The 17,967-nt window shown below is 64.0% G+C and carries 21 protein-coding genes; 19 read left to right on the top strand and 2 right to left on the bottom strand.

Going from position 1 to position 17,967, the window contains the following annotated elements; translation table 11 throughout:
- Window positions 1-23 precede the first annotated feature (23 nt).
- From cysM to H6955_00705, 8 genes are read left to right on the top strand one after another with little or no spacing between them, the layout of a single operon-like run.
- Entirely contained in the window at window positions 24-917 is an 894-nt protein-coding gene (gene cysM, locus H6955_00740) for a cysteine synthase CysM (GenBank protein MCP5312048.1), read from the top strand.
- A 2-nt stretch (window positions 918-919) separates the two neighbouring features.
- Window positions 920-1,651 carry a hypothetical protein gene (locus H6955_00735; GenBank protein MCP5312047.1) on the top strand — a complete coding sequence of 244 codons (732 nt, stop codon included), beginning with the start codon at window positions 920-922 and terminating at the stop codon, window positions 1,649-1,651.
- Window positions 1,652-2,983, top strand: a complete 1,332-nt coding sequence (gene rlmD, locus H6955_00730; GenBank protein MCP5312046.1) for a 23S rRNA (uracil(1939)-C(5))-methyltransferase RlmD — start codon at window positions 1,652-1,654, stop codon at window positions 2,981-2,983.
- 2 nt (window positions 2,984-2,985) lie between these two features.
- Window positions 2,986-3,453: a CYTH domain-containing protein gene (locus H6955_00725; protein ID MCP5312045.1), complete on the top strand. Its 468-nt coding sequence runs from the start codon at window positions 2,986-2,988 to the stop codon at window positions 3,451-3,453.
- Window positions 3,447-4,925, top strand: a complete 1,479-nt coding sequence (locus H6955_00720; protein ID MCP5312044.1) for an ABC transporter substrate-binding protein — start codon at window positions 3,447-3,449, stop codon at window positions 4,923-4,925. Before H6955_00725 ends, H6955_00720 begins: the two co-directional genes overlap by 7 nt.
- The gene (locus H6955_00715; GenBank protein ID MCP5312043.1) at window positions 4,909-5,421 is read left to right on the top strand and encodes a L,D-transpeptidase; all 513 of its coding nucleotides are present in this window, start codon (window positions 4,909-4,911) and stop codon (window positions 5,419-5,421) included. Before H6955_00720 ends, H6955_00715 begins: the two co-directional genes overlap by 17 nt.
- Complete coding sequence (locus H6955_00710) at window positions 5,414-6,334, top strand: ABC transporter permease (GenBank protein MCP5312042.1); 921 nt, start codon at window positions 5,414-5,416, stop codon at window positions 6,332-6,334. The genes H6955_00715 and H6955_00710 overlap by 8 nt, the downstream gene beginning before the upstream one ends.
- Window positions 6,334-7,128, top strand: a complete 795-nt coding sequence (locus H6955_00705; protein ID MCP5312041.1) for an ABC transporter permease — start codon at window positions 6,334-6,336, stop codon at window positions 7,126-7,128. The genes H6955_00710 and H6955_00705 overlap by 1 nt, the downstream gene beginning before the upstream one ends.
- On the opposite strand, the gene H6955_00700 is transcribed toward H6955_00705, so the two are convergent.
- Complete coding sequence (locus H6955_00700; GenBank protein ID MCP5312040.1) at window positions 7,106-7,519, bottom strand: flagellar basal body-associated FliL family protein; 414 nt, start codon at window positions 7,517-7,519, stop codon at window positions 7,106-7,108. The genes H6955_00705 and H6955_00700 overlap by 23 nt on opposite strands.
- A 58-nt stretch (window positions 7,520-7,577) precedes the next feature.
- Here H6955_00700 and nagZ point away from each other — a divergent pair, with 58 nt between their 5' ends.
- From nagZ to H6955_00660, 8 genes are all read left to right on the top strand, one after another.
- The gene (gene nagZ / locus H6955_00695; protein ID MCP5312039.1) at window positions 7,578-8,636 is read left to right on the top strand and encodes a beta-N-acetylhexosaminidase; all 1,059 of its coding nucleotides are present in this window, start codon (window positions 7,578-7,580) and stop codon (window positions 8,634-8,636) included.
- The gene (locus H6955_00690) at window positions 8,633-9,181 is read left to right on the top strand and encodes a hypoxanthine-guanine phosphoribosyltransferase (protein ID MCP5312038.1); all 549 of its coding nucleotides are present in this window, start codon (window positions 8,633-8,635) and stop codon (window positions 9,179-9,181) included. Before nagZ ends, H6955_00690 begins: the two co-directional genes overlap by 4 nt.
- Window positions 9,108-9,947, top strand: coding sequence for an S-methyl-5'-thioinosine phosphorylase (locus H6955_00685; protein MCP5312037.1), 840 nt, complete (start codon window positions 9,108-9,110; stop codon window positions 9,945-9,947). The genes H6955_00690 and H6955_00685 overlap by 74 nt, the downstream gene beginning before the upstream one ends.
- A complete protein-coding gene (locus tag H6955_00680; protein ID MCP5312036.1) occupies window positions 9,944-10,624 on the top strand; it encodes an SEL1-like repeat protein in 681 nt (226 codons plus the stop codon). The genes H6955_00685 and H6955_00680 overlap by 4 nt, the downstream gene beginning before the upstream one ends.
- A 49-nt stretch (window positions 10,625-10,673) precedes the next feature.
- The gene (locus H6955_00675; GenBank protein MCP5312035.1) at window positions 10,674-10,943 is read left to right on the top strand and encodes a hypothetical protein; all 270 of its coding nucleotides are present in this window, start codon (window positions 10,674-10,676) and stop codon (window positions 10,941-10,943) included.
- 199 nt (window positions 10,944-11,142) lie between these two features.
- Window positions 11,143-12,102: a hypothetical protein gene (locus H6955_00670; GenBank protein ID MCP5312034.1), complete on the top strand. Its 960-nt coding sequence runs from the start codon at window positions 11,143-11,145 to the stop codon at window positions 12,100-12,102.
- A gap of 179 nt (window positions 12,103-12,281) precedes the next feature.
- Window positions 12,282-13,562 (top strand): LssY C-terminal domain-containing protein, encoded by a 1,281-nt coding sequence (locus tag H6955_00665; protein ID MCP5312033.1) that lies wholly within the window; start codon window positions 12,282-12,284, stop codon window positions 13,560-13,562.
- 95 nt (window positions 13,563-13,657) lie between these two features.
- Window positions 13,658-13,963 carry a hypothetical protein gene (locus H6955_00660; protein MCP5312032.1) on the top strand — a complete coding sequence of 102 codons (306 nt, stop codon included), beginning with the start codon at window positions 13,658-13,660 and terminating at the stop codon, window positions 13,961-13,963.
- Here the strand turns inward: H6955_00660 and H6955_00655 are convergent, their stop codons facing one another.
- Window positions 13,964-15,187, bottom strand: coding sequence for an IS256 family transposase (locus tag H6955_00655; protein MCP5312031.1), 1,224 nt, complete (start codon window positions 15,185-15,187; stop codon window positions 13,964-13,966).
- Window positions 15,188-15,215: 28 nt separating this feature from the next.
- Here H6955_00655 and H6955_00650 point away from each other — a divergent pair, with 28 nt between their 5' ends.
- The 3 genes from H6955_00650 to dsbB all read left to right on the top strand — a co-directional run bounded on the left by H6955_00650 (window position 15,216) and on the right by dsbB (window position 17,911).
- On the top strand, window positions 15,216-16,157 hold the full coding sequence (locus H6955_00650) for a hypothetical protein (GenBank protein MCP5312030.1): 942 nt from the start codon (window positions 15,216-15,218) through the stop codon (window positions 16,155-16,157).
- 46 nt (window positions 16,158-16,203) lie between these two features.
- Complete coding sequence (locus tag H6955_00645; GenBank protein MCP5312029.1) at window positions 16,204-17,292, top strand: hypothetical protein; 1,089 nt, start codon at window positions 16,204-16,206, stop codon at window positions 17,290-17,292.
- A 91-nt stretch (window positions 17,293-17,383) separates the two neighbouring features.
- Window positions 17,384-17,911, top strand: coding sequence for a disulfide bond formation protein DsbB (gene dsbB, locus H6955_00640; GenBank protein MCP5312028.1), 528 nt, complete (start codon window positions 17,384-17,386; stop codon window positions 17,909-17,911).
- Window positions 17,912-17,967: the final 56 nt, after the last annotated feature.

The following is a 17,967-nucleotide window of genomic DNA, read 5'->3' as shown; positions in this document are numbered from 1 at the left end:
CGCCGTTTGAGTACACTGCACGCATGCAATACCCGACTATCGAGTCCTGCGTGGGCAACACGCCGTTGGTGCGATTACAGCGTCTTCCCGGCGGTACAAGCAACACGTTGCTGGTGAAACTCGAGGGCGACAATCCGGCGGGATCGGTGAAGGACCGGCCGGCGCTGTCGATGATCGCTCGCGCAGAGGAACGCGGCGAAATCCGACCCGGCGACACCTTGATCGAGGCGACCAGTGGCAATACCGGGATCGCATTGGCGATGGCTGCGGCCATCCGCGGTTACCGGATGCTGTTGATCATGCCGGAGAACCTGAGTGTCGAGCGGCGTGCCTCGATGCGCGCCTACGGTGCCGACCTGATCCTGGTGACGCGCGAGCAGGGCATGGAGTATGCACGCGACCTGGCGCTGCAGATGGAGCGGGAAGGCAAGGGCAAGGTGCTCAATCAGTTTGCCAACCCGGACAATCCCCGCGCCCACTACGAGACGACCGGCCCCGAGATCTGGCGCGATACCGGCGGTCGTGTCACGCATTTCGTCAGCGCAATGGGCACGACCGGTACGATCATGGGCACCGGGCGTTACCTGCGCGAACAGCGGCCCAGGCCGCAGATCATCGGTGTGCAGCCTCAGGAAGGGGCCTCGATCCCGGGTATCCGGCGCTGGCCGCCGGAATATGTGCCAGCAATCTTCGATGCATCGCTGATTGACCGCGAAATGGATGTCAGTCAGGAGGAAGCGGAAGACATGACCCGCCGTTTGGCCGCCGAGGAAGGGATACTCTGCGGCATCTCCTCCGGGGGCGCTGTGGCTGCTGCGCTGCGCCTGTCCGACGAGGTCGAAAACGCGGTTATCGTCTCGATCATCTGTGACCGCGGTGACCGCTATCTGTCTACCGGCGTATTTCCTTCCGATTAGTCATGCGCTTTGCAGTTTTTTCGATCGCCACGGCACCCGACATAGAATCCGCCCGTCGTGTTTACCAGCTGCCGTCGCTCGACGATGTCTCGGTGGCCAAGGTGTTGTTTCATCGCCGCAAACAGGAATCGGGCGGTGAGACGTTGCGCTGGGACCAGCGTGCCGTGGCCGGCATAACGGTGGTGCACCATTCGATAGACAGCCTGCAGATCCAGACACTGAGCAGTGCGACGGCGAGCGAACCGGAGATGCTGCAGGCGTACTACGCCGCTGCGCTGCGCAATGGACGGATGGTGTCGTGGAACGGCGGGCAGTCCGATCAGGCGTTGATGCGTTTCCGCACGCTGCTGCATGAAGTGACGTTTCCCGCCTACTGGCAGGCGTTGAGCGAGAGCGGCGATCCGCATCTCGATCTGTGTGACTGGTTCGCGGCGACCGGCCACGAGCGACCGGGGTTGGACGAAACGGCGCGTCGGCTCGGTTACCCCGGACTCGCGGGTCTGAGCGAAGAGGCTCTCACCGAGGACTGGCTGAATGGCGACCGCTCCGCAGTTGGTGCCTTCACCGAGCTGGCGGCGCTGAATACCTATCTATTGGCGTTGCGCGTGTTCGTCGTCACTGGCGAGATCTCCCGGCACGACAGTGCCCGGGTCGCACTCAGGCTGCGCGAAGAACTGAGGCGACAGCCTGGGGAGCACCTGGCCCGGTTCATGGCCGCATGGGGTGACCGCTGAATGGGCGGTCGCCGCCGTCGCCTGCGCATCCCTGAGGGTGAGTTCCGTGCCGAGATCACAGCGATGGCACATGACGGCCGGGGCATCGCCAAGGTGGATGGGAAGGCAACCTTCGTGCACGGCGGACTGCCCGGCGAGACCGTAGAGTTCCGTTACCTGCAACGTCGGCGCAACTACGACGAGGGCCAGACCGTTTCGGTATTGACGGCCTCGCCGGACCGCGTCGAACCGCGCTGCGCACACTACGGCGTGTGCGGCGGTTGCAGCCTCCAGCACCTGGCCCCCGCGACGCAGGTACGCATCAAGCAGGAAACGCTGCTGGACAACCTCGCGCGTATCGGTCACGTGGCGCCCGAGGAGGTGCTGTCGCCGATCGTCAACGCCACGCCGTGGGGATACCGGCGCAAGGCCCGCCTTGGGGTCAAGGATGTGCTACGCAAGGGCAAGGTTCTGGTCGGATTCCGCGAACGCGGTTCGAGCCTCGTCGCCGATCTGGAAAACTGTCACGTCCTGCATCCGCGCGTCGGCGGTATGCTGCCGGCGTTGCGCGAGTTGGTCGAATCGCTGAGCATCCGGTCGCGGTTGCCTCAGATCGAGATGGCCATGGACGATGAGCAATGCGTGTTGATTCTGCGCATCCTCGAGCCGTTGACGGCTGAAGACGAACGACGATTGAACGCGTTTCAGGCGGACAACGATATCGTCTTCTATCTCCAGCCCGGTGGGCCGGAGACGGTACGGCCGCTCAGCGAAGAGGTCGGTCTGCTCTACCGGCTGCCGGCGCACGGGTTGGAGCTCGGCTTTCTGCCGGGTGACTTCACTCAGGTGAACACCGAGATCAACCGCAAGATGGTGGATCGTGCTCTGTCACTGTTGGACCTTGGTGTCGATGACCGGGTGCTCGATCTGTTCTGCGGTGTGGGCAACTTCACGCTTCCGATTGCGCGTCTTGCCGCCCGGGCGGTGGGTGTCGAGGGTGACCAGGGCCTGGTCGACCGCGCACGTGCCAATGCGGCACGCAATGACGTGAACAATGCCGAATTCTTCGTCGCCGACCTGTATGCCGAACTGCAGCCTGCGCCGTGGATGCGCCAGTCGTTCGACAAGGCGCTGCTCGACCCGCCCCGCAGCGGTGCCTTACAGATCCTGCCGCTGTTGCCGACGCTCGGCGTACAGCGGATCGTGTATGTGTCGTGTTACCCGGGGACGCTGGCACGTGACGCCGGGGAATTGGTATCACGATACGGTTATCGACTGCTCAGTGCCGGCGTGATGGACATGTTTCCGCATACTGCGCACGTGGAGTCGATTGCACTGTTTGAGAGGGCTTGAGCATGGGTAAGGAGGTCGAACGGAAATTTCTGTTGCGTTCCGATGCCTGGCGCGACGGGGTGCATCGGAGTATCCGCCTGGTGCAGGGTTACCTGGCGCGCAGCGAAGGTTCTGCGGTCAGGGTCCGCATCGACGGCGATACCGCCGAACTCAACATAAAACACACGCTGGATGGTATCGATCGGCTCGAGTTCGAGTATCCGATACCGCTCGACGATGCCCGCGAAATGCTCGAACAGGTCGCCATGCGACCGCTGATCGAGAAAACCCGCCATCTGGTGGAATATGCGGGACATCTCTGGGAAATCGACGAGTTTTTCGGTGACAACGCGGGACTGGTGGTCGCCGAGATCGAGTTGGAGGATGCCGACGAAGCATTCGAGCGCCCGCCGTGGCTCGGTGAGGAGGTGTCGCACGATGTCCGTTACTACAACAGCAACCTGAGCAAGAGACCTTACAGGCAGTGGTAAGGTGGTCGGCGCTTGGTTTGATACTGCTGTTGACCGGCTGTGCCGCGCCACGCGGCGATGCAATCGTATTCGCCGTGGCCAATGCGCCGACCGTGCTCGATCCGCGACTGGCCACCGACGCCGCTTCGGAGCGCGTCAATGCGCTGTTGTACGCTCAGCTGGTGACCCTCGACGAGGCCGGCCAGCCCCAGGCTGCGATGGCCGACTTGCAGATGATCACACCGACCCACTACCGTGTCCGCCTGCGTCCCGAGCGTATGCCGTTCTGGGATGGCACGATGCCTTCGGCCAAGGATGTCGTCGAGACCTATCGCAGCGTTCTTGATCCCGCCAACGGGTCGCCACATATGGCGACGCTGGCGCATATTGCACAGGTACGTGCTCACGGCGAGGATCAGGTCGACTTCCGGTTGAAACGGCCCGATCCCAGGTTTCCCGCCCGTTTGACCCTTGGGATAGTCCCGGCATCCGCAATCGGCACCAGGCAGATCGCACGCGAACCGCTCGGCAGTGGCCCGCTGGCATTTTTGCGATGGCGCGAGGACGGCGGCGTGGTCTTGCGTCGCCGCGCCGATGGGCAGCAGATCGCCTTTGTGCCGGTTTCCGACCCCACCATGCGGGCACTGAAGCTGTTGCGCGGCGAGGCGGATCTGGTGCAGAACGATCTGCCAGGCGAGCTATACGCATTTCTTGCAGACCAGCCCGGTGTCGAAGTGCGCGAATACCCGGGCACGACTTTTACGTACATCGGATTCAACCTCGCCGATCCGGTGTTGTCGAACGAGACCGTTCGGGCCGCGATCGCGCATGCAATCGATCGCGATGCGATCATTCGTCACCTGTTCGGTGGTCGCGCACAGGTCGCGGAATCGGTACTGCGCGCCGAGCACTGGGCGGGCGCCGACGCGCTGCCGCCCGTCCGTTACGACCCCGCGGAGGCGCGTCGGTTGTTGCGCGACGCCGGGTACTCCCCCGAGCATCCGCTACAGCTCGGCTACAAAACGTCCACGGACCCGTTTCGCCAGCGCATCGCCCATGTCGTGCAGAGCCAGTTGGCCGAGGTCGGTATACAGCTGAAGATCTCCAGCTACGATTGGGGCACCTTCTTCGGCGACATCAAGGCCGGTCGCTTCCAGATGTGCAGCCTGGCGTGGGTCGGTGTGAATACGCCGGATATCCTGCGTTACGCGTTTCACAGCGCCTCCGTTCCTCCGGGCGGCGCGAACCGCGGCCGCTATCGATCAGCGCGCGTGGATGCCTGGATCGAATCGGCCGAGGCCGCCGATCTCGCGGAAGCCGCGGAACTCTACGCCAGGGTCCAGAACGAGGTGCATGGGGACCTGGTCTATGTACCGCTGTGGTACGAGTCGAATGTCGTCGCCAGTCGCGGACTGGATCGATATCGACCGGGTCGCGATGGCAACTACCTGGCGTTGACCGAGGTGAGGCAGCGCAATGCCGCCGGACATTGAGACCCGGATAGAGATCGACCTCGACCGTCAGCAGCTCACCCTGTATGCGGGTGACCGTGCGACCGCACGTTGGCCGGTCTCGACCGCGTTCAACGGCCCGGGCGAGCAGTCCGGTTCGGGTTGTACGCCACGTGGCGAGCACCGGATACGCATCAAGATCGGGGAGGGCTGTCCGGTCAACACCGTGTTCGTCGGTCGTCGTGCGACCGGCGAGGTCTATGGCCCGCAGCTGGCCGAGCGATTCCCGGACCGGGACTGGATACTCACACGCATCCTCTGGCTGTGCGGTGCCGAACCCGGCCGCAACCGCGGCGGCGATTGCGACACGCTGCGACGCTATATCTACGTCCACGGTTGTCCCGACAGTGAACCGATGGGCGTACCGGCCTCGCATGGCTGCATCCGGATGCGCAACGACGACGTGGTCGCATTGTTCGAACAGGTCACAGCGGGCACACGCGTGTCGATCAGCGGTGGGACCCGCACCGATGAATAGGGTATTGCCGCGACTGGTAGACACATTGGCCGTTCTGTTCGGCGTCAGTACCCTGGTGTTTCTGCTGCTGGTGTTCGTGCCCGGCGATCCGGTCGACGTGGTACTCGGCGAGTCGGCCCAGGCCGCCGATCGCGCGGCGATGCGGGCCGCAATGGGTCTCGACCGGCCGTTGCCGGAGCGGTGGGCCTTGTACTACGCCGACCTGGTGCGCGGCGACCTGGGGGAATCGCTGGTCCAGCACCGCCCGGTGACCGAGTTGATCGCCGAGCGCCTGCCGGCGACCCTGTGGCTTGCCGGCGCAGCATTCCTGGTCGTATTGGCGACGGCGTTTCCGCTCGGTCTGCTCGCCGCCCGGTACCATCGTCGCTGGCCGGACCGGTTGGCGCAGGGTTTCGCATTGCTGGGTGTGTCGATACCCAATTTCTGGCTTGGACCGCTGCTGGTCCTGCTGTTCTCGATCCACCTTGGCTGGACACCGGTCAGCGGCATCGAGGAACCGGGCAGCCTGATCCTGCCGGCTTTCACGCTGGGGCTGTCGATGGCGGCGATCACCACCCGCATGGTGCGTAGCAGTCTGCTGGAGGTCGAGTCGCAGCCATTTTTGCGCACGGCGCGCTGCAAGGGGTTGAGCGAGCCGGCGGTGATGTTGCGCCACAGCCTGCCGAATGCGCTGCTGCCGGTGATCACCCTGCTCGGCCTGCAACTCGGCGGCTTGCTGGCCGGCGCGGTGATCACCGAGGTGGTGTTCGCCTGGCCGGGCATCGGAACCCTGATGATCGATGCGATCCGGCAGCGCGACTATCCGGTGGTGCAGGGGGTCGTCCTGCTGATCGCGCTGACTTATGTGCTTGCCAATCGCGTGGCGGATGGATTGGCGGCGTACATCGATCCACGTGTCCGGGGCGGCGCCTGATGCGTCTGCCTGCGGTGGTCCTTGGGTTGTGGGCCTGCCTGGCGCTGGCGGGTCTGTGGTCCGGCTTGGAGCCGAATCGGGTCGTGTTGCCGCAGATCCTCCAGCCGCCGACGGCGGTCCACTGGCTCGGGACCGACGACCTGGGGCGGCCGGTGCTGGACCGCCTGGTCGCCGGTGCCGGGATCTCGTTGCTGGTCGCGCTGTCGACCGTGACCCTCTCTGCGTCGATCGGCATCGCGGTCGGTCTGGCCGCGGGGTACTTTGGCGGGGCGCTGGACCGCGTGGTCAGCGGGGTGATCGAAGTGTTCCTGGCGTTCCCCGGGATGCTGCTCGCGATTGCGCTCGCGGCGATGATTGGACCGGGCATCGACAACGTGATCGTCGCGCTGGCGGTGATGGGCTGGGTGGGATACGCCCGACTGGTGCGCGTCCAGGTCCAGGCGCTACGCGAGCGTGATCACGTGCTTGCCGCGGTTGCCTTGGGACGCACCGGTTTCGCGGTGATGCGGTGGCATCTGCTGCCGCTGGTGATGGCGCCGGTCTGGGTCGAGGCGAGTTTCGGCCTCGCGGCGGCGGTGGTCGCCGAGGCGGGACTGTCGTTCCTCGGTCTGGGCGTGCAGCCACCCCAGGCCTCTTGGGGCGGCATGATACGGGATGGCGTGCGCTACCTGCTGGTTGCTCCGCACCTGGTGCTGGCGCCCGGTCTGGCGTTGTTCGGCGTGGTGCTGGCGGCAAATCTGCTTGGCGACGCGCTACGCGACCGATTCGACGTCACTTTACGTAGTAGGCGGTGAAATAGAGATCCTCGACCAGCGGTTTGCCGGTCAGCTCGGTCAGCGCGGCCTGTACCGATTCGAGCGCTGCCTTGCGCAGCGCCTCTTTGCCGTCTCGGGTCTGCAACTGCTTACCGTCCTGCCCGGCGATCAGCATTAGGATACTATGGCGCAGCGCTGGTGAATGCAGTTCGATCTGCGGTAGCTCGTCCGCCTGCTCGGTCATCAACTGCACGTCGCAGCGGATGTACTGCGGACCGCCGGCCAGGTTGCTGACGATCGATGGTGACAGCTTGTAGTAGGCGATCTGCTTCGTTTCATCTTCGGCCGATACGGCGCCTGCGCCGATCAGGGTGACAAATAAGACAATCAAGGCGTCTAGGCCGTGGCGCGGTAACATGCTCATCTTCATCGTCAGTTTCTTTCAATCCGGTGAATTGCCGCCCGCCGTGCGCCCGGGAGGCGCCTAAATGCTGCATGGTCCGGTAATGATCGACCTTCGCGGTCCCGAACTCTGTGTCGAGGATCGTGAGCTGCTGTTGCATCCGGCAACCGGTGGGGTCATTTTGTTTGCCCGCAACTACGTCTCGCCCCGCCAGATCTATCGGCTGGTCAGGGAGATTCATGAGTTGCGTTCTCCGCACCTGCTGATCGCGGTCGACCAGGAGGGCGGTCGCGTGCAGCGGTTTCGCGACGGGTTCACCCGGCTGCCACCGGCCGCAAAGATCGTCGCGGGTTGCGACGAAGATCTTCGTTCGGCGCGGCGGGCAGCTCGCGAACTGGGCTGGCTGATGGCGGCGGAGCTTCGCGCGGTCGGCGTCGATTTCAGTTTTGCGCCGGTGCTCGACATCGATCACGGGGTGAGCGGTGTCATCGGCGATCGCGCATTCGCCGGTTCACCGGAACTCGTCGGCCGGCTGGCCGGAGCCTGGATGCTCGGCGCCCGTGAGGCCGGCATGATCAGTGTCGGCAAGCACTTCCCGGGACACGGCGGAGTGACCGCCGATTCGCATACCGATCTCCCGGTCGACGATCGTCCGTTCGATGATCTGCTGCACAATGACCTGCGTCCGTTTGCCCGCCTGATCGACAACGGCCTTGAAGCGGTGATGCCGGCCCATGTGATCTACCGGGCATGCGACGAGCAGCCGGCCGGATTTTCGCGCTTCTGGCTGCAGGACGTGCTGCGTGGCCGCCTCGCTTTCCAGGGAGTCATTTTCAGCGATGACCTGAGCATGGCAGCCGCCGGTCATGCCGGGTGTTACGCGGAACGTGCCCGCGCCGCATTACAAGCCGGCTGCGACATGGTCCTGGTCTGCAACGATCCCGCTGGCGCCGCCGAGGTGCTCGAGGAACTCAAGGACTACCATGATCCGGTCGCTCAATCGCGTATGGTCCGGCTGCATGGACGCCCGGCTCGACATGCAGAACGGCTGCGAGAAGACCCGCGTTGGCATCGCGCAGCGGCGCTTGCGGCGCAGCTGAGCGCAGAATCGACGCTTGCATTGAATCTGGGTGAACCGCAATGAACGAACTGCGAGAAGAGGCGATCTTGGTGATGCGTGAGGCCGACTGCCTGCACGATTCGGCAGTCGTCGAGGCCGCGCTCGATCGAATGGCCGCCGAGATCAATCGTGATCTCGGTGATGAAGACGTGTTGGCGATCTGCGTGATGAACGGTGGCCTGGTGGCCGCCGGTGCCTTGCTGCCGCGCCTGCGATTCCCATTGCGGATCGACTACATGCATGCCAGTCGTTATCGCGAGCGGACCACCGGCGACGAACTGCACTGGAGAGCGGAACCGCTCCAGTCGCTGACCGGCAAACATCTGCTGCTGATCGACGACATACTCGATGAGGGCTACACGCTGGATGCGATTCTGCGTTTCTGTCGCCAGCAGTCACCGGCCAGCGTACGTGCTGCGGTATTGGTGCAGAAGGAGCACGATCGTGGTGTACGTCCGCCGGTTCAGTACATCGGCTTGACGGTGCCGGATCGCTATGTGTTCGGGTACGGCATGGACTATAAGGGTTACTGGCGCAACGCGGCGGGTATCTTTGCGGTCGCGGAGTGAGGTGGCAGTGGCGGAGGGCGGTAGCAGCGTGCAGGCGATTGGAATCATTGGTGGATCGGGACTTACACGGCTCAAGGCACTTGAGATCGAAAGGCAGGAAATCGTCACCACGCCGTATGGTGACCCCTCCGCCCCTCTGACATTCGGGCATTTCGACGGCAGCCCGGTGGTGTTTCTGCCACGCCACGGGGCTTCACACGGCATACCGCCACACCGGGTCAACTACCGCGCGAACCTCTGGGCGCTTCGCGAGGCAGGGGTCCGGCATGTAGTGGGCATGGCGGCGGTCGGTGGTATCACCGCGCCGCTCGGTCCGGGCATGTTGGCGGTTCCCGACCAGGTCATCGATTACACATGGGGCCGCGAACACACGCTGTTCGAGGGCGACGGCAGCGGCGTGACGCATGTCGACTTCACCAATCCCTATTGTGCTGAACTGCGCGACGCGCTACTGCAAGCGGCGCGCTCCGTCGACATCGAGGTGTACGACGGCGGTACCTACGGAGCCACCCAGGGACCGCGACTGGAGTCGAAGGCCGAGATCGTGCGCCTGGAGCGCGATGGATGCGACATGGTGGGTATGACCGGCATGCCGGAGACCGCGCTCGCCCGCGAACTCGGTCTGTGTTACGCCTGTTTCGCATTGAGCGTGAATTGGGCGGCCGGCAAGACCGAAGGGCCGATCACGATGGCGGAGATCGATCGATACCTGGAGCAGGGTATGGCGCGCGCGCGCAGAGTGCTGGCAGCGGTGGCCAGCGCATGAGATCGGCACTCGCGCCGACCACGTTGCTGATCTTGGTGTTGTGCGGTGGTTGCGGTGCGGGTAACAGCCCGAGCCAGTTCGAGGCCGGGATGAAGGCGTTGCGCGAGGGCAACTATGCCGAGGCGTATTGTCGCTGGCGGCCGCTGGCCGAGCGTGGCTATGCCGAGGCGCAATATCACCTCGGGTGGCTGTTCGCCAATGGCAATGGCATGTCGGTCGACATCGAACAGGCCCTGGCGTGGTGGGGCGAGGCGGCGCGGCAGGGACATGCGGATGCGCAGTTTGCCGTCGGGCTGGCTTACACGACCGGCGAGGGCATGAAGAAGGACCTCGACGAGGCGATCAATTGGTATCTGGCGGCCGCGCGGCAGGGACACCAGGACGCGCGGGACATCCTGGTGCAGTTGAACGGCGATTCAACGGTTCACCTGCTGGAACGGCACCCCGAGATCGCCAAGGAATCCTGGTTTGGCTGGACTGCGACCGTCAAAGGCGATCGCATCAATGTGCGGGCCGGACCCGGGACCGAACACCGGGTCGTCGCCCAGCTGGATCAGGACACGACGCTCAGGGTCATCGGACGTCGCGCGGATTGGCTGATGGTGGTGCTACCCTCGGCAACCGGCCAGGTCCATGCGTGGATTTACAAGACCCTGGTGAGAGAAACCTCACGATAGGCGATAATCCGGCGAGAGATTGGCGAAAAATCGAATCTGAGGGGTGAACATGTCGACCGCAAAGCAATCTACCTCTGGCAGCGGGTGGTTCTCCAAACTGATTGTGCTGCTCCTGTTGGCGCTCGCGATCGCGCTGTATCTGCGCATCGTGATGGGCGAAGGTACCGGCAGACTGGCTGCGACGGTGCCGCAGGCCAGCGTTCGGGTCGTGGAGAGTCGTCCGGTGCAGCGTGTGGACACGACAGCGGCACTCCGCGAGCTGCCGGCCGATCAGATGGAAATCGTCAAGCAGGTATTTGCGCCCGAGCTGACCCGATAGCGCCATCCCGGCCGGGTGATGGTGGTCGGTCGGGGTGACGGTCGTTTGGCGTGGGCCCGCACGGGCAACCGGGACACCGGCCGGGCAGAGTGCACCGGCGTTGTCCGCAATGTTCCCAAGGTCACCACTCGATACCTCGTTTGGGTTTGAACAGGCAAGCAAAGGTTTCGGTTAGACGGTGGCAGGCGCGCGACATCCGATGGGGTTTGCGATAGCGGCAAGTGCCGCTTGCCTGATTTTTACGAGTCTTTCCGTACGATCCGCGGACAGCTGGCAGTTGGGTGTCTCGCACGCCGATCTCAAGCAGATTGCCGATGGCGCGCTCACGTTGATGTCGTTCACCGTGCTGCCGGATGTCACGACGGCCTCGCTGACGATCCGTAACGACAACCTGTCGGAGGGCAATCCGGGTATCTGGCAGACCACCCTGGGCGGTGGTTTCACGGTCAGCCGCAGTGTGCCCCTGTACCTCGAAGGCACGCTGGGATACAACCGCTACGACCCCGTGTTCATCGCCTCGCGTGGCGGGGAGCAACGCCGTATTCCGGTCAAATGGAATTCGTTTGCCGCCACCGGCGGCGTCGGCTGGGATTTTCCCGTGAATGCAGACGGCTCCCTGGTCGTACGGCCGATTTTCAACTTTACCCTCGGTTATGTCGCGACCGACGCGACCATCGCGCAGGCAATCGTCAACGACCGATTCGATACCGAGTTCGAGATCGTCGACGGCGGCCGGATGGGCGCCTACGGACTGGGTGGTTCACTGATGCTCGACTACGAACTGATCCGTGACGACTACGAGGTCGACGTCGAGCTGCGTTATTCCTACATCGGTCTGAGGTCGATCGGCGGCACCACCTCCGGCCTGGACGGCGAATCGGAAACCAACAGCGCGGGTGTTTGGGCACGCTGGCGAGCGCCGACCGGGATCCAGCTGATGCAACGTCCATTGCGTTACGTGCTCGAGACCTCGCACACCCGCTACTATGGCGCCCAGAGCGGAGCCTTGGGTTTCGACGCGCTGACGTCACTGGGTGCCGGCATTGAATTCGATTCGAGCGCCTACCCGGTGGTGATCACCCGCACCCGCATCGTCGGGCGTTACGTGTTCGGAGAAAACGTCAGGGGTTTTTCGCTTGGTCTCGCGGCATCCTTTTGACGGGCCGCGTAGCCGTCGCCCGTTCGGTCCGATGGCGCCCCCCCGGCGACACACTGCGATCGGCCAGATAGGCGATAGCACGTTTTGCGACCTATAGTTCGAAGGTCGATGGAGTCAATCTTTTCCGGCCTCGCGATGAGCGCGCCGGCTTGGGAGTACTGCCGATCGTGATTCGCTTTATCGTTGCAGCTGTGCTTGGTGTACTCGGTGCGCTGGGACTGGCGGGATGCGCATCGCTCGGCGCGGAGCCGGTGCATGCCACGGGCGACTTCAAGCAGCGCCTGGTGACCGCCAGCGAAAGCGGTGTGACCGTCGCGACCAGCGTCCTGTCGGCGGACGAGGGCGAATCCCTGTACGGCGTGCCGCTTGCCGCCAAGGGTATTCAGCCGGTCTGGATAGAGGTCGACAACCAAAGCGACCGGCCGTACTGGCTGATGTTCACCGGTATGGACCCGCATTTCTTTCCGGCGTCGGAAGCCGCTGAGGCGTTTGCCGGCCAGGAGGGTGGCGGCAAAGTTGCGGAACGTTTCCAGCGGCTTGCGTTTCACAACCCCGTTCCCCCGGCACGCAAGGTATCCGGTTTCGTCCTGACGCACCTCGACCAGGGACTGAAGATTGTACAGGTGGACCTGGTGACCAGTGGCGACCTGCGTTCGTTCTCGCTGTTCAACCGGGTGCCCGGCTTTCGCGCGGATTATGCCGAGATCGAGCATACCTTGCCGCGGCTGTATGCAGCCGACCAGGTCGTCGACTACACGGACGACGACGCGTTCCGCGACGCGCTGGAGAGGCTGCCGTGTTGCGTCAGCAACCGCCATGGGACCCGGCTTGGGGATCCGGTGAACCTGGTGGTCATCGGTGGCGTAAAGGACGCGTTTCCTGCGTTGGTCCGCCGAGGCTGGCGACCGACCGAGCAGACCTGGTTGGGATCGGTCACCCAGATGGCGAAATCGGCGTTGCTCGGCGACCGCTACCCCTATGCGCCGGTCAGCCCGCTATACCTGTTCGGGCGGCAGCAGGATCTCGCGCTGCAACGCGCCCGGGACAATATCCACCAACGCAATCACCTGCGGTTGTGGCTAAGCCCCATGCGCTACCGCGGTCAGCCGGTCTGGGTGGGACAGATCAGCCGCGATATCGGCAGTCGGCTCACGATCCATTCTCCCTACCTGACGACCCACAAGATCGATCCGGATGTGGACGAGGCCCGTACCGCGCTGATCGAGGACATGGCCTATTCGCAGAATCTTGGCGCCATCGGTCTGGTCGGGGGGGTCGGCGAGGCGCCACCGTCGGCGCCGCGCGGCAATCTCACCACAGATCCGTACTACACCGATGGTCTGCGCGTCGTGCTGTTGTTCGGCAGCTATCCGAAGTCGCTCGGTGAGATCGAGTTCCTGCCATGGCGGCGGCGTAGCGGGGGATTCATCGATCGGCAGCTCGAGGGGAAACATCGGTGACATTTCACTCTGCAGTCCATCGATCGGTTGTGACGACGAACCGGTACCGGAAGCGTTTCGTCGCAGCTGGCTTGCTCGCGCTGTGCTGCGTGTGGATGGCAGGATGCGCGACCTGGCAGGCACCGACGGGAGACGTCGCGTCGCTGCGGTCACGTGCATTGCGCGCAACGCACGGCGACATCCAGATGCGCGCTGCGGTCTTGAGCAGCGATGAGAGTCGTTCCCTGTTCGGGCTCGACGTGAACGGGTCGGGTGTGCAGCCGGTATGGGTCGAGATCGAAAATCCGACGCCACAGACCTACTGGCTGTTGCGGGCCGGCACCGATCCGGACTATTTTTCGCCCCTCGAGGTTGCATGGTCGGTGGTGTCAGAATTTTTGTGTGTGAGCCGTTTCAGTTAATCAGCCATCCAGGGTGAATCGGTCACCGAATTGAATAGCGAACTGGGCTTTTGCCGCGGCCCAAGCGATGGGTGGATTTTTCCACTTCACCGTGATGTTGCGCAACGCCAGCCAGATCAGTTTGCTGGCGGCCTCGTCGTTCGGGAAGTGCCCCTTGTTGCGGATGCTCTTGCGTACGCCACTGTGCAAACTCTCGATGGCGTTGGTCGTGTAGATGATTTTGCGCACCGGCGCGGCAAAGGCAAAGAACGGGATGACGTGCTCCCAGTTGCGTCGCCAGCTCTGTGCCACCGTTGGGAAACGCTCACCCCAAGGGCCGTTCTCATAGTCGCTCAGCGCCTGCTCAGCGGCCTCGGCATGGTCGGCTTGGTAGATCGGCTTGAGCGCCGCAGCGAGCGCCTTGCGATCCTTCCAGGACGCCAGCTGGATCGAGTTACGGATCAGGTGGACGATGCAGGTCTGGACGACGGTATCCGGAAAAACTGCCGTGATCGCGTCGGGAAAGCCTTTGAGGCCGTCGACCACGGCAATCAGGATGTCTCCGACGCCGCGGGCTTTCAGTTCGTTCATCACCCGCAGCCAAAACTTGGCGCCCTCGGTTTGCTCGATCCATAGCCCCAGCACCTCTTTGTGGCCAGAGCAGCGCACGCCGATGGCAAGGTAAACCGCTTTGTTGCGGACCATACCCTCGTCGCGGATCTTCACCCGTAGCGCATCGAAGAACACGATGGCGTAGGTCGATTCCAGGGGGCGAGACTGCCAGGCACGGACCTCATCGATGACCGAATCGGTCACCGCTGAAACCAGGTCGGGTGAGATCGTCACACCGTAGAGCTCGCCGACGTGGGCCTGGATATCACGGGTGCTCATGCCACGGGCATATAGCGCAATGATCTTCTCGTCGAAGCCTGGAAAGCGGCGCTGGTACTTGCGAATCAGCGCTGGATCAAAGCGACCGTGGCGGTCGCGCGGGATCGACAGGACCAGCTCGCCGTCGTCGCTGAGCACCCTCTTCTGGCTCGAACCGTTGCGGTGGTTACCTGCTGCTTGCTCAGCCTCGGAGTCGAGGTGGACATCCAACTCGGCATTGAGCATGCGCTCGGCCAGGGCTTTCTTAAGATCGCCGATCAGCCCATCCGAGCGCAGCACCGTCGTCGGGTCCTGGCCATCAAGCAGTTGATCAAGCATCTCGGCGCTGAACGCCGGGGTAGTCTTCTTCGCCATACTTGCTCCTTCCCTTGCGGGAGTCAGTATGGCTCACAAACACAAAATTCCTGACAGGCTCGCATGGTCGTTCCATGGCAAGCTTTCCCCACAGCGAAATGCCGCGATCGATGCACATCTGAACGCACTGGCCTTCGAGAACCCGATCCCGCCGCAATCCACTCGCAGCGGTATCCTGTTCACCAATCGACATCACCGCACCAAGGTGCTGAACGTCGATCTCCTCGGGGTGCGGCATCTGGTTCCGTTCACGCTGTTTCTGCCCATCCCGGACGACGCATCGGACAGCCCGGTACAGCGGGTGCGTACGCAACTGGCCGCGCAGGCCGGCAAGGATTTCACCGCCCCCCAGGCCCTGCGCGACGCGCTCGAGCAACTGCCGTGCTGTGCAGACGTGGCGGGCGGGATGCGCGGGGGCGATCCCCTCAATCTCGTGATGATCGGCGGTCTCGAGGACATTGCCGCGGCGGTGGTGAGGCGTGGCTACCGGCGTGCTGTCTTCGCCGGCGACGACGGTCAGGCATACGCCGGACGACCACCGGATTTTGTTGCGGACAAGGGCCACGAAAGAGGTGCGACCTCGCAGTGGCTGCGCCTGTGGCTGGCGTCATTCACCTTCCGCGGCCAACCGGTGTTCCTTGGCCAGGTGGGCAGGCCGTCGGGTGGACGGTTCGCCGATGTCGATCGCGCCGGAACGGTCTTGCACCCGCTGGTCGATGAGGCGCGCAACCTGTTGATTCAGGATCTGATCTACTCGGGCGGACTGGCGCGGCTCGGATTCGTCAACGGCGTCGTCGCCGGCCCATCGGGGGCGGATGCGCACTATGCCAGCGACGGTCTGCGTGCGGTGCTGTTTATCTCTACCCGGCCGCTGGCGCTGTCGGACATCGAACTCCTCGACTGGGTTCCGTACCTTCAGGACCGTGTCGACGCCGCCAGACTTCAGGATGATGCGCATGCCAACCCCTAAACTCCCCAGACCTCAGGGCGCGCCCGATTCGGGTGCCGATCGCGCGTTGCGCCCGTCGGCCGAGCTGTGGCGTCTCGTGCCACTCTTGCTGGCCGGTATGCTGTTGTCGGCCTGCGGCACCAAGCCACTTTTGCCGTACTCCACCGATACGCCACCCTTGGTGTTGACGCCGACCGCAAGCGCCGGGGTCGTCGATAAAAGGGGGCGTTTTCGCGAGATTTTCTGTGCGGTGCTCGGACGCGGCGGTGCGGACCTTCCGGACTATCGGCCCTGCGACGAGGCGCTGGTCGAGGTGGGGACGGAACCGCCGGGGAGCGGGGCCCCGGTCGACCTGGGTGAGTCCCGGCGGCGGCTGACCGCTCTCGTCGTACCGGGGATCGGTTGGGATTGTTTCGCCGACTGGCTGCATCCCTCTGGCAGCGTCGCGACGCACCTGCGGCAGTACGGTTACGACGCGGAGATGCTGCAGGTCGATGCATTGTCCGGGAGCGCCCACAACGCACGCCAGATCCGCGATGCGCTGATGCGCCGATCGGACCCCGGCGGATCACCGGACATCGTGCTGGTGGGCTATTCGAAGGGTGCGCCGGATATCCTCGAGGCGATCGTCGCCTACCCGGAGATCAGGCCGCGGATCGCCGCAGTGGTCAGCACCGCAGGTGCGATCGGCGGTTCGGCGCTGGCCAACGAGGCCGAGCAGTGGCAGGTGAACCTGCTGCAGTACTGGCCCGGCTCGCGCTGCACCGCCGGCGACGGCGGTGGTCTCGAGGACCTGCGGCCGGCGGCCCGCAAAGCCTGGCTTGCCGAAAATCCGCTGCCGTCCGATGTGCCCTACTATTCCCTGGTCACCTTCCCTGACCCGGCGCGCATCTCGGCCGTGCTGCGTCCGAGTTACAGGAAACTGGCCCGTATCGATGCACGCAACGACAGCCAGGTGACCTTCTACGACCAGGTCATACCGGGCAGCCGCCTGATCGGTTACGTGAATGCGGACCATTGGGCACTGGCGGTACCGGTGGCGCGCAGCCATTCGCTGTTGCGTGCGACCCTGGTGAATCACAACGACTTTCCGCGCGAGGCGCTGCTCGAGGCGATCCTGCGGATGGTCGAGCAGGATCTCGGTACCGCGCCCTGAGCAGGTGATCGGCATCACGGCTGGGGTACGGGTATCATGCCGGCCAGACGTAGCAACGAAAAACGGCGCCTGTCGCGCGGAGGGACAATCGATGCCATTGCAGAGGCCGAAGTCGCGGCGCTGGGTCGAGCGGCGCTCGTCCTGGTTGGCGCTTGCGGCGACCGCGTTGGGGCTGGAGCTGGCGGCCCTGTGGTTCCAATACGGCATGCAGCTCGACCCCTGCGTGATGTGCATCTACGAGCGACTTGCCGTCGCTGGGCTGATGCTGGCCGGCTTGTTCGGCGCGCTCTACCCGGCTGCGTTCATCGTGAGGCTCGGCGGGTACCTCCTATGGGGTATCAGCGCGGGCTGGGGGTTGCGGCTGGCACTCGAACACGTCGGTATCCAGGTCGACAAGACGGCGGCCCTGAGCTGCAGCTTTTCGCCGGAGTTTCCGTCCTGGATGCGTCTCGACGAATGGTGGCCCGGCATGTTTCTGCCGACCGGCTACTGCGACGACATCCAGTGGGAGTGGCTGTCGCTGACGATGGCGGAGTGGGTCGGCGTGGCGTTTGCGGTCTATCTGGCGGTGCTGGCCCTGGTGTTCGTGGTCGATCTGAGCGGTCGGCGGCGGGGCTAGTGGGCGCTGCAGATCGGGTATATTCGGCTCCTATCGCCCGGCAGGGCGCACCAACG

The organism is Chromatiaceae bacterium, assembly GCA_024235395.1.
Taxonomy (GTDB): Bacteria; Pseudomonadota; Gammaproteobacteria; order Chromatiales; family Chromatiaceae; genus Thiosocius.
The sequence above is the reverse complement of the archived record's forward strand: the minus strand, read 5'-3'. Positions and strand labels throughout refer to the sequence as shown.